14 protein-coding genes are annotated in these 14,562 nt (G+C 73.9%); 11 read left to right on the top strand and 3 right to left on the bottom strand.

Translation table 11 applies throughout. The features are described 5' to 3' along the window. Nucleotides 1–313 precede the first annotated feature (313 nt). The 5 genes from ACFYPD_RS09810 (at nucleotide 314) to ACFYPD_RS09790 (ending at nucleotide 2,874) form a co-directional block, all read left to right on the top strand. Complete coding sequence (locus ACFYPD_RS09810) at nucleotides 314–1,063, top strand: hypothetical protein (RefSeq protein ID WP_387110859.1); 750 nt, start codon at nucleotides 314–316, stop codon at nucleotides 1,061–1,063. Then, nucleotides 1,063–1,797 carry a type II secretion system F family protein gene (locus ACFYPD_RS09805; protein ID WP_387110857.1) on the top strand — a complete coding sequence of 245 codons (735 nt, stop codon included), beginning with the start codon at nucleotides 1,063–1,065 and terminating at the stop codon, nucleotides 1,795–1,797. The genes ACFYPD_RS09810 and ACFYPD_RS09805 overlap by 1 nt, the downstream gene beginning before the upstream one ends. A gap of 23 nt (nucleotides 1,798–1,820) precedes the next feature. Further along, entirely contained in the window at nucleotides 1,821–1,988 is a 168-nt protein-coding gene (locus ACFYPD_RS09800) for a DUF4244 domain-containing protein (protein ID WP_013283643.1), read from the top strand. Between the two features lie 83 nt (nucleotides 1,989–2,071). Continuing rightward, nucleotides 2,072–2,443 (top strand): TadE family type IV pilus minor pilin, encoded by a 372-nt coding sequence (locus ACFYPD_RS09795; RefSeq protein ID WP_387112314.1) that lies wholly within the window; start codon nucleotides 2,072–2,074, stop codon nucleotides 2,441–2,443. 62 nt (nucleotides 2,444–2,505) lie between these two features. Next, a complete protein-coding gene (locus ACFYPD_RS09790) occupies nucleotides 2,506–2,874 on the top strand; it encodes an Rv3654c family TadE-like protein (RefSeq protein WP_387110855.1) in 369 nt (122 codons plus the stop codon). Nucleotides 2,875–3,006: 132 nt separating this feature from the next. On the opposite strand, the gene ACFYPD_RS09785 is transcribed toward ACFYPD_RS09790, so the two are convergent. The 3 genes from ACFYPD_RS09785 to ACFYPD_RS09775 form a co-directional block, all read right to left on the bottom strand. Next, nucleotides 3,007–3,585 (bottom strand): hypothetical protein, encoded by a 579-nt coding sequence (locus ACFYPD_RS09785; RefSeq protein ID WP_212838366.1) that lies wholly within the window; start codon nucleotides 3,583–3,585, stop codon nucleotides 3,007–3,009. A gap of 124 nt (nucleotides 3,586–3,709) precedes the next feature. Further along, a complete protein-coding gene (locus ACFYPD_RS09780) occupies nucleotides 3,710–3,916 on the bottom strand; it encodes a hypothetical protein (protein WP_107079467.1) in 207 nt (68 codons plus the stop codon). Between the two features lie 114 nt (nucleotides 3,917–4,030). After that, on the bottom strand, nucleotides 4,031–6,484 hold the full coding sequence (locus tag ACFYPD_RS09775) for a DEAD/DEAH box helicase (RefSeq protein ID WP_387112311.1): 2,454 nt from the start codon (nucleotides 6,482–6,484) through the stop codon (nucleotides 4,031–4,033). 183 nt (nucleotides 6,485–6,667) lie between these two features. On the opposite strand from ACFYPD_RS09775, the gene ACFYPD_RS09770 reads away from it, so the two are divergent. The 6 genes from ACFYPD_RS09770 (at nucleotide 6,668) to topA (ending at nucleotide 14,551) form a co-directional block, all read left to right on the top strand. Next, on the top strand, nucleotides 6,668–7,024 hold the full coding sequence (locus tag ACFYPD_RS09770; protein WP_151462042.1) for an STAS domain-containing protein: 357 nt from the start codon (nucleotides 6,668–6,670) through the stop codon (nucleotides 7,022–7,024). Then, entirely contained in the window at nucleotides 7,021–7,461 is a 441-nt protein-coding gene (locus tag ACFYPD_RS09765) for an ATP-binding protein (protein WP_387110853.1), read from the top strand. Before ACFYPD_RS09770 ends, ACFYPD_RS09765 begins: the two co-directional genes overlap by 4 nt. 317 nt (nucleotides 7,462–7,778) lie before the next feature. After that, complete coding sequence (locus ACFYPD_RS09760) at nucleotides 7,779–10,142, top strand: sodium-translocating pyrophosphatase (protein WP_387110851.1); 2,364 nt, start codon at nucleotides 7,779–7,781, stop codon at nucleotides 10,140–10,142. Nucleotides 10,143–10,261: 119 nt separating this feature from the next. Next, complete coding sequence (locus tag ACFYPD_RS09755; protein ID WP_387110849.1) at nucleotides 10,262–10,801, top strand: hypothetical protein; 540 nt, start codon at nucleotides 10,262–10,264, stop codon at nucleotides 10,799–10,801. After that, on the top strand, nucleotides 10,792–11,406 hold the full coding sequence (locus ACFYPD_RS09750; RefSeq protein WP_387110847.1) for a hypothetical protein: 615 nt from the start codon (nucleotides 10,792–10,794) through the stop codon (nucleotides 11,404–11,406). The genes ACFYPD_RS09755 and ACFYPD_RS09750 overlap by 10 nt, the downstream gene beginning before the upstream one ends. A 313-nt stretch (nucleotides 11,407–11,719) precedes the next feature. Beyond that, nucleotides 11,720–14,551 carry a type I DNA topoisomerase gene (gene topA / locus ACFYPD_RS09745; protein WP_387110845.1) on the top strand — a complete coding sequence of 944 codons (2,832 nt, stop codon included), beginning with the start codon at nucleotides 11,720–11,722 and terminating at the stop codon, nucleotides 14,549–14,551. The last annotated feature ends 11 nt before the right edge of the window (nucleotides 14,552–14,562 follow it).

Below are 14,562 nucleotides of genomic sequence, written 5' to 3'. Positions count from 1 at the left end.
TCAGGTGTGGCTGGTGGCCGTGCTCCTGGCCGGCGCAGCGGCGGCGGTCGCGTGGCCGGTACGCGCCAACCGCGTCCGGCAGCATGCCGTCCTCGATCTGGGGATTCGCCCCGCTCAGGGTGGCCCCCGGCCGGTGTGCGCCGGCCCTGTTGCCGGGCCCGGGCCGGTGGTGCGGGCGCCCATCCCTCACCGGCCGGCCACGGTGCTCGGACGTCCCGCCGACCGTCCCCTTCCAGGCCGGCCGCCGGGGCGGCGCGACCCGACCCGCCCGACCACCGGACCCGTCCCGACCGATCGTGCGCGCCGGCCCCGGATGGGCGTCGCTCTGGTCCCCACCGATCGCGCGCTGGCGACCGCTCAGGTTTCCACCGGTCGCACCCTCCGGTTCCGGCTGGCTGCCGTTCTCACCCCCACGGATCGCCCGCCCCGGCTCCGGCTGGCTGCCGCCGCTCTGGTCCCCGCCGATGGTGCCCCGCTGTCCGGGCGAGCCGCCCTGCCGGCGGCGGCCGTGGTCGGCGCCGGGGCCGGGGCGCTGCTCGGCGGCCCGGTGTCCGCGCTGGTGCTGGCCGCGTACGGCACGCTGGCGGCCCGGGCGGTGGTGCGCCGGCAGGCCCACCGGGCGGCCGGGCTGGCTCACCGCCGCTACCTGGACCAGCTCGGCGCGCTCGCCGCCGACCTGCGGGCCGGGCTGCCGGCCGGCGGCACGATCGGCGACGGCCCGCGGCGCACCGCCCGGTTGGCGCGAGCCGCCGTGCGGCTGGCCGACCGCACCGGAGCGCCCCTGGCCGAACTGCTCGAACGGGTCGAGGCCGACGCCCGGGCGGCGGACCGGGGTCTGGCCGCGGCAGCCGCGCAGGCGGCCGGCGCCCGGGCGACCGCCTGGCTGCTCGCCGCGCTACCGCTCGGCGGGATCGGGCTGGGGTACGCCATCGGCGTCGACCCGGTGGCCGTGCTCCTGCACACCCCGGTCGGCGGCGGCAGCGCCGTCGCGGCCGTCGCGTTGCAGATCGGCGGGCTGCTCTGGGCGGAGCGGCTCGGCGCGGCGCCCGGGCGGGCCGCCTGATGTCGCGGCAGGTGGTGGCCGCAGCGTGCCTGGGCGCGGCGGCGTTGCTCCTGGTCGCGTCCGGGTCGGCCGTCCGTCCGGCACGGCGGCTGCGCCTCCTCACGCTCGCCCGGCGGGCGGAGTGGAGCCGCCCGGCCTGGTGGCCGGACCGGATCCGGCTCGGCGCCGGCCTGGCGGGCGTGGCCGCACTTGTCGTGGTGGGCGGCTGGCCGGGTGTACTCGTCGGGGCACTGGCCGCGATGGCCGCCGACCGCCTGCTGCGCCGGATCGAGCCACGGGCCGTCCGGGACCGCCGGCTCCGGGAGACCGCCGACCTGCCCCTCGCCGCCGACCTGCTGGCCGCCGCGCTCCGGGCCGGCGCACCGGTGGACCGCTCGGTACTGGCGGTGGCCGAGGCGCTCGGTGGGCCGCTCGCCGACCGGCTCGGCCGGGTCGGGCGGACGCTGGAACTCGGCGGCACGGCGGCGGAGGCGTGGGACCACCTGCGACCCGTGCCCGGGGCGGAGCGCCTGGTGACGGGTGCGATCCGCTCGTCGAGCAGCGGCGCGGCGCTGGCCGGCGCGCTCACCCGGCTCGCCGACGACCTGCGGTCCGACCGCTCGACCGCGGCCGAGGCGGCCGCCCGACGGGCCGGGGTGCTCATCGTGCTGCCCCTCGGGCTCTGTTTCCTGCCCGCCTTCATTCTCGCCGGTCTGGTGCCGGTGATCGTCGCCGTCCTCGGCGACGTGCTGTGAACCCCCGAGAAAGGAAGTACGACATGCGCAAACTCCTCACCCGCTTGCGCGGCGACGCCGGGATGAACACGGCCGAGTACGCCGTCGGCACCCTCGCTGCGGTCGCCTTCGCCGGGATCCTGCTGAAGGTGCTCACCTCCGGCAACGTGCAGTCCGCGCTCACCGCCGTCATCGACCGGGCCTTGAAGTGACCGGTCGCCGGTGGGCCGGCCGCCGGCCCGGCCCGGACCCGGATTCCCCGTCCACCACGGCGGGTCCCGGGCATCCGGGACGGATCGGCGGACGACGGCCGTGGGGTGCGCGGGAGCGGGGCTCGTTCACGGCCGAGTTGGCGGCCGGCCTGCCGGCGCTGATGCTTCTCCTCTTCGCCGGCCTCACCGCGGTCGACGCGGTCACCACGCGGGCCGGCTGCGTGGACGCGGCCCGGGAGGCGGCGCTCGCCGCCGCCCGGGGTGAGCCGGGGTCGACGGCCGGCTCCCGATACGCCCCGACCGGCGCGGACATCTCGGTGACCGTGGCCGGCGACCGTGTCACCGTGACCGTCCGGGCGCCGGTCCGGAGCTTCGGCGCCCGGCTGCCCCGGCTCACCGTGTCGGGCACCGCGGTGGCCGCCGTCGAGCCCGGCGCCCCCGGACCGCAACCGTGACTGCGCGCGACGGCATCCGCCCGGCAGGTCAGGGACGCTGCTGGGCTAGCGGGGCTGCGAGGGTGGTCAACGGGCGTGGACGCCCGGGCGCCGACCGGGGCGGGGCGACCGTGTGCCTGCTCGCGGTGGGGTTGGTGCTCGTGCTGGTCGGGCTCTTCGGCGCGGGGCTCGGCGCGGCCCGGTGTGCGCGCCACCAGGCCCGGAACGCCGCCGACTTCGGGGCGCTCGCGGGTGCCGGTCGGGCCCTCGAAGGCGCCGAGGCGGCGTGTGGACGGGCCGCCGACCTGGCCGCGGCCAACGGCGGCCGGCTGACGGCCTGCCGGCTCGACGGTCTCGACGTCGTCGTCACGACGGAGGTGAGGGTCGCCCCACTGCCCTGGCTCGCCCGCGCGGCGACCGCCACCTCCCGGGCCGGCCCGGCCCGAGGCTGACGACCGCCGGCGGTGTCGGAGCGGGAGCGTGCCGCCCTGACAACCGCCGCCGGTGTCGGAGCGGAAGCGCGCCGCCCCGACACCGGCCGGGTGCTCAGCCGCGCCGCTCGTGTGCCGGCCGAGCTGTCGGCGTCAGCGGGACTGGAGGGCGTCCAGGCCGACCGCCATGGCGATCACGAGTCGCCGGTCGATCTGCGGGTGGTGGATGTCGACCACGTAGCGGTCGCGCAGGCCCCACTTCTTGTCGACCGAGAACACCGGCTGGCCGTTCGCCACGAAGTCGAAGTGGTAGGGCAGCCAGGAGAGCGAGTCGACGAACCGGCGCAGCAGGGCCACCGGCAGGCTGCGCTCCTGCCCGGTCATCTGCGGCAGGCCGGCCTGCTCGACGTGCCAGGTGGAGCGCAGCAGCGACTGGGCGAAGTCCTTGCGGAACAGGCCGATCGGGGTGCCCGCGTGATCGGTCACGTCGTACGTGGCGCCGAGGTCGAGGCGCTGCCGGGCCTTGAAGCCGAGCAGGGGGTACTGCTTGGAGTCGTCGGTGTAGATGGTCACCTGCTCCTTGAACGCGAGCCGCTTCTGCTGCGCGAACGCGAGCAGCCCGCCCTCCGAGCCGTCCGGCGCCACCGAGTGGACCTCGTACTGGTTGACCATCATCCGGATCCGCTGCCGGACGATGAACCGCTGCTGGGCCTGCAAGCTGTCGAGCTGCATCTGGTCTCCTTGAAGAGGTGAACGCCGGAGTCTCGCACAGCCAGGGCGTCACCGTCCGCCCGCAGCCCGCACGCTCTGTCCGCTGAGCCGGATCGACCGCCGTCCACCCGCCGCCGCCCGACGGTCAGCGGCCGCCGTCGACGGTCGCCTTCATGGCCCAGGCGTTGAGCACCTGGTGGATGCCGCGCAGGCGCTCGTTGATCTGCTCCAGGCGCTCCGCCTGGGCCAGGTTGGCCAGCGCGGTGCCCAGCGCGATGAGCTGGTCGGGAGTGAGGTTCTCCTGGTCGATCGTGTAGAGCAGGTCGACGGTCTCGGCGATCGTGTCGGCCACGGCGGTACCTCCGGGCGAGGAGTCTCGGGGATATGGAAGCGCTCCCATGCATCAATGCCCCGATGCCGGCCCACTCATGCGCCCGTCCACCAACCAGGACCACCGATCAGGAGGTCAGTCCGCCGCCCGCCCCTCCTGCCGGGGCAGCACCGCCCCGCGCCCGCCCTCGGCCGCCGCCAGGTTCGCGAGGACCACGTCGAGGACCTTGACCGCGTCCGGCTTGGAGAGCGGGTTGTTGCCGTTGCCGCACTTCGGGGACTGCACGCAGGACGGGCACCCCGACTCGCACCCGCACTCGGCGATCGCGTCCCGGGTGGCGCGCAGCCAGGCGGCGGCCGTCCCGTACGCCCGCTCGGCGAAACCCGCCCCGCCGGGGTGGCCGTCGTAGACGAAGACCGTGGGCGCCTCGGTGTCCGGGTGCAGGGCGGTGGAGAGCCCGCCGATGTCCCACCGGTCGCAGGTCGCCATGAGCGGCAGCAGGCCGATCGCGGCGTGCTCGGCGGCGTGCAGCGCACCCGGGATGTCCGCCGCCTCGACGCCGGCACGAGCCAGCGACTCCGGCGAGAGCGTGAACCAGACCGCGACGGTGCGCAGCTCCCGCGCCGGCAGGTCGAGCGGCCGGGTGTCGATCACCTCGCCGGTGGCGATCCGCCGCCGCTGGTACGACACCACCTGGCTGGTCACGTCCACCTCGCCGAGGAAGAGCCCGACCGGCCCGGCGTCCACGTACGACCGGACGGACACCACGGACAGCGAGGTGACGTCCCGGGCGTGGGTGGACCAGTCCGGCTCCTCGGCGTGCACGAGCGCGCACCCGTCGGCCAGGTCGAGCGAGTCGACCACGTACGAGACGCCCTGGTGCAGGTAGACGGCGCCCGAGTGGAGCAGGAAGTGCGAGGAGCCGCCGTCGACGGTGCCGAGCAGCCGGCCGGTGGACTCCTCCACCACGCAGACCGGCGCCCCGCCCTCGCCGCGCAGGTCGACCTCGGGGCGTTCCCGGTGCCGCCAGTACCAGCCGGTGGGCCGCTGCCGCAGCGCCCCCGCCTCGACCAGCGAGTCGACCGCCTCCTTCGCGCCCTCGCCGAAGAGTTCCAGGTCGGCCGGGGTGAGCGGGGCCTCGTGCGCGGCGCAGGCGAGCTGCGGCGCGAGCACGTACGGGTTGGCCGGGTCGAACACGGTCGACTCGACGGGCCGCCCGAACAGCGCCTCGGGGTGGTGCACCAGGTAGGTGTCGAGCGGGTCGTCCCGGGCCACCAGCACCGCGAGGGCCTCGTCGCCGGAGCGGCCGGCCCGGCCGGCCTGCTGCCAGAGCGAGGCCCGGGTGCCCGGCCAGCCGCAGATCAGCACGGCGTCCAGCCCGACCAGGTCGACGCCGAGTTCCAGGGCGTTGGTGGAGGCGAGCCCGAGCAGATCGCCGGTGAGCAGCGCGCGTTCCAGCTCGCGGCGCTCCTCGCGCAGGTAGCCGGCGCGGTAGGCGGCCACTCGGTCGCCCAGCCCGGGCACCGCCTCGTCGAGTGCCCGCCGGGCGTTCGCGGCGACCACCTCGGCCCCGCGCCGGGACCGGACGAAGGCGAGCGTGCGTACCCCCTCGATCACGCTGTCGGTGAGCAGGTCGGCGGTTTCCCGCAGCGCCGAGCGGCGGACCTGGAGCAGGTCGGCGTCGGGGGAGTGGGCGTCGGAGGAGGGCAGCAGCGGCGGTTCCCAGAGCGCGAAGGTCACCCCGCCGCGCGGCGAGGTGTCCTCGGTGACGGCCGTGACGGGCAGGCCGGTGAGCCGCCCGGCCGCCGTCGCCGGGTCGCCCGACGTGGCGGAGGCCAGCACGAAGACCGGGGTACGCCCGTAGCGCGCACACTGCCGGCGCAACCGCCGCAGCACGTGCGCCACGTGCGAGCCGAACACGCCCCGGTAGGTGTGGCACTCGTCGACCACCACGTACGCGAGCCGGCGCAGGAACCCGGACCAGTGCGCGTGCCCGGGCAGGACGCCGTGGTGCAGCATGTCGGGGTTGGTCAGCACGAACCGGGAGTGCCGGCGGATCCACTCCCGCTCGGTGCGCGGGGTGTCCCCGTCGTAGGTGGCGGGGCGTACCCCCTCCAGCTCGAGGCCGGCGACGGCGCGGAGCTGGTCGGCGGCGAGCGCCTTGGTCGGGGCCAGGTAGAGCACCGTGGCGCGCGGGTCCGCGAGCAGGGTGCCCAGCGCCGGCAACTGGTACGCCAGCGACTTGCCGGACGCCGTCCCGGTGGCCACCACCACGTGCTTCCCCGCGTACGCCAGCTCGGCGGCCTCGGCCTGGTGCCGCCACGGGGCGACCACGCCGCGTCGCGCGAACGCCACCCGCAGCTCGTCGGGGGCCCAGTCCGGCCACGGCGCCGGCTCGCCGGCCCGGGCCGGCACCCGCTCGACGTGGGTGACCGGGTCGGCGGCGTGCCGCAGGCGCAGCCGGCGCAGCAGTTCGCCCGGCGGCCGCCCGGGCCCGCCGCCCGTCGGCGCGGTGGCAGTGGACGACGGCTCCAGGTCGTGGCGCGGCGCCAGACCCGCCGAGCTGGAGCCGTCGGTCGACTGCTTCAGGTCGTGGCGCGGCGGCAGACGCGCCGAGCTGAAGCTGTCGGTAGTCACGTCCTGCACTCTCGCACTGGTGTTCGGAATTGAAAACCGGGGGGCGTGGGTATGGGGAAGCCTCCGCCGGTGACCTGGAAGGGGCCGCGCGGGGGGATGGTTAGATGCCCTGAAGAGCTTACCGAGGAGGGACCGATGGAGCTGTCGCTGGCGACCCGCACCGTGGGGGAGCACACGGTGCTCGAGGTCGGCGGTGAGGTGGACGTCTACACCGCGCCGCGCCTGCGGGAACGGCTCCTGGAGCTGATCGACGGCGGTGCCCGCCGGGTCGTGGTGGACCTGGGCCGGGTGGACTTCCTCGACTCGACCGGCCTCGGCGTGCTGGTGGGTGCGCTCAAGCGGCTCCGCTCGGCCGGCGGTTCGTTCGCGCTGGTCTGCGACAAGGAGCCGCTGCTCAAGATCTTCCGGATCACGGCCCTGGACCAGGTCTTCCCGTTGCACCCCACGGTCGACGCGGCGATCAACGCCGACCCGACCGGCGCCGGCGCGTGATGGCGACCGTCAAGCTCTCGTTCTCCCCGGCTCCGGTGCACGTCCGCACCGCCCGCCTGGTCGGTGTCGCGGTGGCCCGCCGGGCCGGGGTGCGCGAGGACCTGCTCGACGAGGTCCGCCTGGCCATCGGCGAGGCGTGCACCCGGGCGGTGGCGCTGCACCGGCAGTACGGGGTGCCCGACCCGGTCTACGTGGAGATGTCCGACAGCGGGGCGTACACCGTGCGGGTGGTGGACTGCGCCCCGATCGAGGCGAGCATCGGCCTCGCCGCGCTGCCCCCGGACGAACTGGCCAAGGAGTCGCTCAGCGAGGACGCGCTGACCACCGGCGTGGGGTTCGCCCTGCTCGCCGGCTTCGTCGAGGACCTCCAGGTCCGTCCGGTCGACGAGGGCGTCGGCACCGAGGTCCGGATGGTGTGGCCGGTCGGCCGCGCCTGACCCTGTTCTTCTTCCGCAGGCCGCGTTCCCCTCGGGGGCGCGGCCTCGTCGTGCTGCCCGGCCCTTATATCAGATTTCTTCACATAGCACAGTTACGAAGATCATCGAGACACGGTGGCCCCTCGGTGTGACCCTCACCACGCCGGAGGGCTACAGTACCCGGGTTGTCAGCAAGTGACCCTTCCCGCAGCCAGCGGGAATGGGTGTTCATCGCTGGTCCGCCGGGGTGGGTTGGCGCGCGCTTGCGAGTCCGCAATCCAGGCGTCGGTCCGTGCGTCTCACCGGCCGGCGCGAGTGTTCGGTACAGGAGGACATAGATGTCCGGGACCTTGGCCGCCGACGGCGGCGCACTGTCCCTTACCGGAGCCAACGTGACGTACGTCGTCATCGCCGCGGTCCTCGCGCTGGTGGCCCTCGTCTTCGCGGCTGCCCTCACCAGGGCGGTCCTGGCGGCCGGTACGGGAACCACCAACATGCAGGAGATCTCCGGGGCGGTGCAGGAGGGCGCGTCCGCGTACCTGCTGCGGCAGTTCCGCACCCTGGCGATCTTCGTGGTCATCGCCGTCGTGCTGCTGTTCCTGCTGCCGGTGCACGACACCGACGGCAGCGAGACCTGGGTGAAGATCGGCCGGTCGCTCTTCTTCGTGGTGGGCGCCGGGTTCAGCGCGTTCATCGGCGGCGCCGGCATGTGGCTGGCAACCCGCGCCAACCTGCGGGTCGCCGCGGCCGCCCGGGAGCGGGAAGGCGGGCGCGAGGGCGCCATGAAGATCGCCTTCCGCACCGGTGGCGTGGTCGGCTTCCTCACCGTCGGCCTCGGCCTGTTCGGTGCGGCGCTGGTCGTGCTGATCTTCCGGGGTGACGCCCCGACCGTGCTGGAGGGCTTCGGCTTCGGCGCCGCGCTGCTCGCCATGTTCATGCGGGTCGGCGGCGGCATCTTCACCAAGGCCGCCGACGTCGGCGCCGACCTGGTCGGCAAGGTCGAGCAGGGCATCCCGGAGGACGACCCGCGCAACGCCGCCACCATCGCCGACAACGTGGGTGACAACGTCGGCGACTGCGCCGGCATGGCCGCCGACCTCTTCGAGTCGTACGCGGTCACCCTGGTCGCCGCGCTGATCCTGGGCCGCGCCGCGTTCGGCGAGACCGGCCTGGTCTTCCCGCTGATCATCTCCACCATCGGGGTGCTCGTCGCGATCGTGGGCGTCTTCATCACCCGGCTGCGCACCTCGGACCGCAACGGTCTGACCGCGATCAACCGGGCCTTCTACCTTTCGGCGCTGATCGCCGCGGTGCTGGTGGCGATCGCCGCGTTCGCCTACCTGCCGGCGACCTTCGGCGAACTGGAGGGCGGTCTCACCGACGTCGACCGCAACCCGCGGCTGGTGGCCATCGGTGCGGTGGTGATCGGCATCGTGCTCGCCGCCGCGATCCAGGCCCTCACCGGCTACTTCACCGAGACCAACCGGCGCCCGGTGCAGGACATCGGCAAGAGCTCGCAGACCGGTGCCGCCACCGTCATCCTCGCCGGCATCAGCGTCGGCCTGGAGTCGGCGGTCTACTCGGCGCTGCTGATCGGCGCCGGCGTCTTCGGCGCGTTCCTGCTCGGCGGCAGCTCCATCACCCTGTCGCTGTTCGCGGTGGCGCTGGCCGGCACCGGCCTGCTCACCACCGTCGGCGTCATCGTCGCCATGGACACCTTCGGCCCGATCTCGGACAACGCCCAGGGCGTGGCCGAGATGTCCGGCGACATCGACGAGCACGGCGCGCGGACGCTGACCGAGCTGGACGCCGTCGGCAACACCACCAAGGCGATCACCAAGGGCATCGCGATCGCCACCGCGGTGCTGGCCGCGACCGCGCTGTTCGGCTCGTACACCGACACGCTCAAGTCCGCGGTCGCCGACGCCCGGGGGCTGACGATCGGCGACGCCGCAGTCGACAACGAGATCATCAACTTCCTGAACGTGGCCAACCCGCGCAACCTGGTCGGCCTCATCATCGGCGCGGCGGTGGTCTTCCTCTTCTCCGGCCTGGCCATCAACGCGGTCTCCCGCTCGGCCGGCGCCGTGGTGATGGAGGTCCGCCGGCAGTTCCGCGAGCTGCCCGGCATCATGGACCGCACCCAGCGCCCCGAGTACGGCAAGGTCGTCGACATCTGCACCCGGGACGCGCAGCGCGAGCTGATGACCCCCGGCCTGCTGGCCATCCTGGCCCCGATCGCGGTCGGCTTCGGCCTCGGCCCGGGCGCGCTGGCCTCGTACCTGGCCGGTGCGATCGGCGCGGGCACGCTGATGGCGGTCTTCCTGGCCAACTCCGGTGGGGCCTGGGACAACGCCAAGAAGCTGGTGGAGGACGGCGCGTACGGCGGCAAGGGCTCCGAGTCGCACGCCGCGACCGTCATCGGCGACACCGTCGGCGACCCGTTCAAGGACACCGCCGGCCCGGCGATCAACCCGCTGATCAAGGTGATGAACCTGGTCTCGCTGCTGATCGCCCCGGCCGTGGTGGCCTGGAGCGTGGGCGACGACCGGAACCCGGCGCTGCGGATCACGATCGCCGTGGTGGCCGCGCTGGTCATCGTGGCCGCGGTGGTGTTCAGCAAGCGCAAGGGCATCGCGATGGACGACTCCGACCGCGACGCCGGCACCCCGGACCAGCACCCGGAGACGGTCAACGCCTGACCCGGGCGACGCGACGGTTCCCGGTCGGCCTCGGCCGGCCGGGAACCGTGCCGTCCGGCGGTCCCGTGCACGAAACCTGACCGGTGGCACTTCCACCGCAAGGTCGTACGCTGCTTCGCATGCGTACGCGCCGGGCGGCAACCGCCGGAAAGCTCACGGTGGTCCTGGCCACGCTGGTCCTCGTCGTCGCCGGCTGCGGCGGCCCCAGCCCGCAGGCCTGGGCCGCGTCGGTCTGCCAGGCACTCAGCCCGTGGCGCGCCGAGATCAACAAGCTGACGAGCAGCACTCAGCAGCAGATGACCGCGCAGACCACCCCGGCGCAGGCGAAGGAGAATCTGGTCCGGCTCTTCGCCGGGGCGGAGGAGGCCAGCGAGACCGCCCGGCGCAAGGTCGAGGAGGCGGGCGTGCCGGAGACCGACCACGGCGACGAGATCTCCGCCGGGTTCCGCGCCTCGCTCAGCAAGGTGCGGGACGCGTACGGACGGGCCCGGGACACCATCGACCGGCTGGACACCGCTCAGGCCGGCCCGTTCTACGACGGGGTGCGGGCCGCCGTGGACACGCTCAACAAGGAGTACGACGCGAGCGCGCTGGACACCAGCCGGCTCAACTCACCGGAGCTGAAAAAGGCCTTCGACGAGGTCCCGGAGTGTCGCTGACCCCTTCTCCCTCCCCGAACCCGGCCCGCCAGCCCTCGCTGTTCTCCACCGAGGCGGCCGATCCGTCGCTGGCGGACCTCGCCGGCCTGCTCGCCGGGCCGGGCGAGGTGGTCCGGATGGGCGGGACGGCCCGGGTCTCGGTGGTGGTGGACGCCGCCTGGCGGGTGCACGTGCTGGTGGCCGAGTTGGGCGCCCGGGGGATCCCGGCGAGTTGGGAGCCGACCGGGGACGGGCGGCACCTGGTGCGCACCGCGTACGCCACCACGCTGTCCCCCCTCGCGCTGGCCTGGCTGCGCGGCACGGTCAAGCGGCCCCCGGCGGGGTTCCACCTCAACGGGCGGCGGCTGCGGCTCTGGCTCGCCGCGGCCGGGGCGGCCGACCCGGCCGGGTTCCGGCTCCGGCTCGGCCCGACCGACGAGGAGTGCTGGCCGCCGGTGCGCGCCGCGCTGGCCGCGGTGGGGCTGCCGGCCGCGTTCGTGGAGGCGGACGAGGGCGGGCCGGCGTACCGGATCACCGGTCGACGGCGGGTGAACCGGCTGGCGGAGCTGGTGGGGGACCGGCCGCGGGCGGTGCCGGCGGCCGAGTGGCCGGGGACGCACGACTGACCTTCCGGGCGCAACCCCGCCGGCTGTCCGATCCCGGACACGCCGTGTGGAGCTTTGCCCAGGAAAACGACCGGTGTCCCCTCCGCCATGGGTGCGTGATCGTCACAGTGACCCGCTCGGCGCCCTACCCACGGTGTACGGTGGCGCCGTCCGGCGGGGTGCGGCCGATGGTCGACGCCACCTGATCATTTGCCGCCCACGAAACCCGGAACGCGGACGGCGCGTTACGTTGGACATCCGGACCGCCGGTGGTCCGGCAGGGTGCAACACGCCCCGAAGTGGGCATTGCGTAGGAGTGAGGTCGGGGAGAGACGTGCCGAGCAACGCTGGAACCACCCGTCTGGTCATCGTCGAGTCACCGGCGAAGGCCAAGACGATCTCGGGCTACCTCGGCCCGGGGTATGTCGTGGAGGCCAGCTTCGGCCACGTCCGGGACCTGCCCCGCAACGCCGCCGAGATCCCGGCCGCCTACGAGGACAAGCCCTGGGCCCGGCTCGGCGTGGACGTGGACAACGGCTTCGCCGCGCTCTACGTGGTCTCCGCCGACCGGAAGAAGCAGATCACCAAGCTGAAGTCGCTGGCCAAGGAAGTCGACGAGATCTTCCTCGCGACCGACGAGGACCGCGAGGGCGAGGCGATCGCCTGGCACCTCGTGGAGACGTTGAAGCCCAAGGTGCCGGTCAAGCGGATGGTGTTCCACGAGATCACCAAGCCGGCCATCCAGGCCGCGGTGGCCAACCCGCGGGAGATCGACCGGGACCTGGTCGACGCCCAGGAGGCCCGGCGCATCCTCGACCGGCTCTACGGCTACGAGGTCTCCCCGGTGCTCTGGCGCAAGGTCCGCAGCGGCCTCTCCGCCGGCCGGGTGCAGTCCGTGGCGACCCGCATCGTGGTCGAGCGGGAGCGGCAGCGGATGGCGTTCCGCACCGCCGAGTACTGGGACATCCTGGCCACCCTGGCGGTCGCGAACCCCGGCGAGGGGCCGCGCACCTTCAACGCCACCCTGATCGCTCTGGGCGGCGACCGGATCGCCACCGGCAAGGACTTCGAGCCCACCACGGGCCGGGTCCGGGCCGGCGCAGGGGTGGTGCACCTGGACGAGAGCGGGGCCCGGGGGCTGGCCGCGCGGCTGGACGGGCGGCCGTTCACGGTCACCCGGGTCGAGGAGAAGCCCTACCGCCGCCGCCCGTACGCGCCGTTCATCACCTCCACCCTCCAGCAGGAGGCGGCCCGCAAGCTGCGGCTCTCGTCCCAGCAGACGATGCGCACCGCGCAGCGGCTCTACGAGAACGGCTACATCACCTACATGCGTACCGACTCGGTGAACCTGTCGGAGACCGCCATCGCGGCGGCCCGCCGGCAGATCGGCGAGCTCTACGGCGAGCGCAGCGTGCCGCCGGAGCCGCGGCGCTACACCGGCAAGGTGAAGAACGCGCAGGAGGCGCACGAGGCGATCCGCCCGGCGGGGGACAACTTCCGCACCCCGGGCGAGGTGGCCAAGGAGCTGTCCGCCGAGGAGTTCAAGCTCTACGAGCTGATCTGGCGGCGCACCATCGCCTCGCAGATGACCGACGCCGTCGGCTCCAGCGTCTCGGTGCGCATCCGGGCGCTCTCCTCCGCCGGCGAGGAGGCCGACTTCGGCGCCACCGGCAAGACCATCACCGACCCGGGCTTCCTGCGGGCGTACGTCGAGTCGAGCGACGACGAGAACGCCGAGGCCGAGGACGCCGAGCGGCGGCTGCCCACCCTGACCAAGGACCAGCCGCTCACCGCCGACGAGCTGGCCCCCCAGGGTCACCACACCCAGCCGCCCGCCCGCTACACCGAGGCGTCGCTGGTCAAGGCCCTGGAGGAGCTGGGCATCGGTCGCCCGTCGACGTACGCGTCGATCATGCAGACCATCCAGGACCGCGGGTACGTCTCCAAGCGCGGCCAGGCCATGATCCCGTCGTTCCTGGCGTTCGCGGTGATCGGGCTGCTGGAGCGGCACTACCCGCGCCTCATCGACTACGACTTCACCGCCACCATGGAGAACGAGCTGGACGAGATCGCCGGCGGCGACCACGCCGCGGTCGACTTCCTCACCTCCTTCTACTTCGGCAGCGCCAACGGCACCGGCGACCAGGCCATCGCCCACGCGGGCGGCCTGAAGAAGCTGGTCACCGAGAATCTCAGCGACATCGACGCGCGCAGCGTCAACTCCATCCCGCTCTTCACCGAGGACGACGGGCGCGAGGTCGTCGTGCGGGTCGGCCGCTACGGGCCGTACCTCCAGCGGACGATGCCGGGCGAGCAGCCCGCGCCCCCCGCGGAGGGCGAGGAGGGCGGCGGCCAGGGCGACCGGGCACCGATCCCCGAGGGGCTGGCCCCCGACGAGCTGACCCCGGAGAAGGTGCACGAGCTGTTCCTCGGCGGCGGGGGCGAGCGCAAGCTCGGCGACGACCCGGCCACCGGCGAGCCGATCCTGCTCAAGTCCGGCCGGTTCGGCCCCTACGTGGCCAGCGGCGAGCGGAAGTCCTCGCTGCTGCGCTCGCAGTCGCCGGACAGCCTCACCCTCGACCAGGCGTTGCAGCTGCTCAGCCTGCCCCGGCTGATCGGCACCGACCCCGAGGGCAACGAGGTGGTCGCCAACAACGGCCGCTACGGCCCGTACGTCAAGCGCGGTGACGAGTTCCGCTCGCTGGACTCCGAAGACAAGATGTTCACCGTGTCGCTGGACGAGGCGCTCGCCCTGCTGGCCGCCCCGAAGACCCGGCAGCGCCGGGCCGCCGCGCCGCCGCTGCGGGAGATGGGCAACGACCCGGCGACCGAGAAGCCGCTGGTCATCAAGGACGGGCGGTTCGGCCCGTACGTCACGGACGGGGAGACCAACGCCTCGCTGCGGCGCGCGCAGACCCCGGAGGCGCTGACTCTCGAGGAGGCCTCCGAGATGCTCGCCGAGAAGCGGGCGAAGGGTCCGGCGCCGAAGAAGAAGGCGGCGAAGAAGGCCGCCCCGGCCAAGAAGACGACGGCGGCCAAGAAGACGGCCGCCGCCAAGTCCACGGTCGCTAAGAAGACCACGACCGCGAAGACCACCGCCGCCAAGAAGGCCCCGGCCAAGAAGGCGGCCCCGAAGAAGGCCACCGCGAGCACCGAGACCGACTGACGAGATCGCGG

The sequence above is a fragment of the Micromonospora sp. NPDC005299 genome (assembly GCF_042872345.1).
In the GTDB taxonomy this organism is placed as follows: Bacteria; Actinomycetota; Actinomycetes; order Mycobacteriales; family Micromonosporaceae; genus Micromonospora.
The sequence above is the reverse complement of the archived record's forward strand: the minus strand, read 5'-3'. Positions and strand labels throughout refer to the sequence as shown.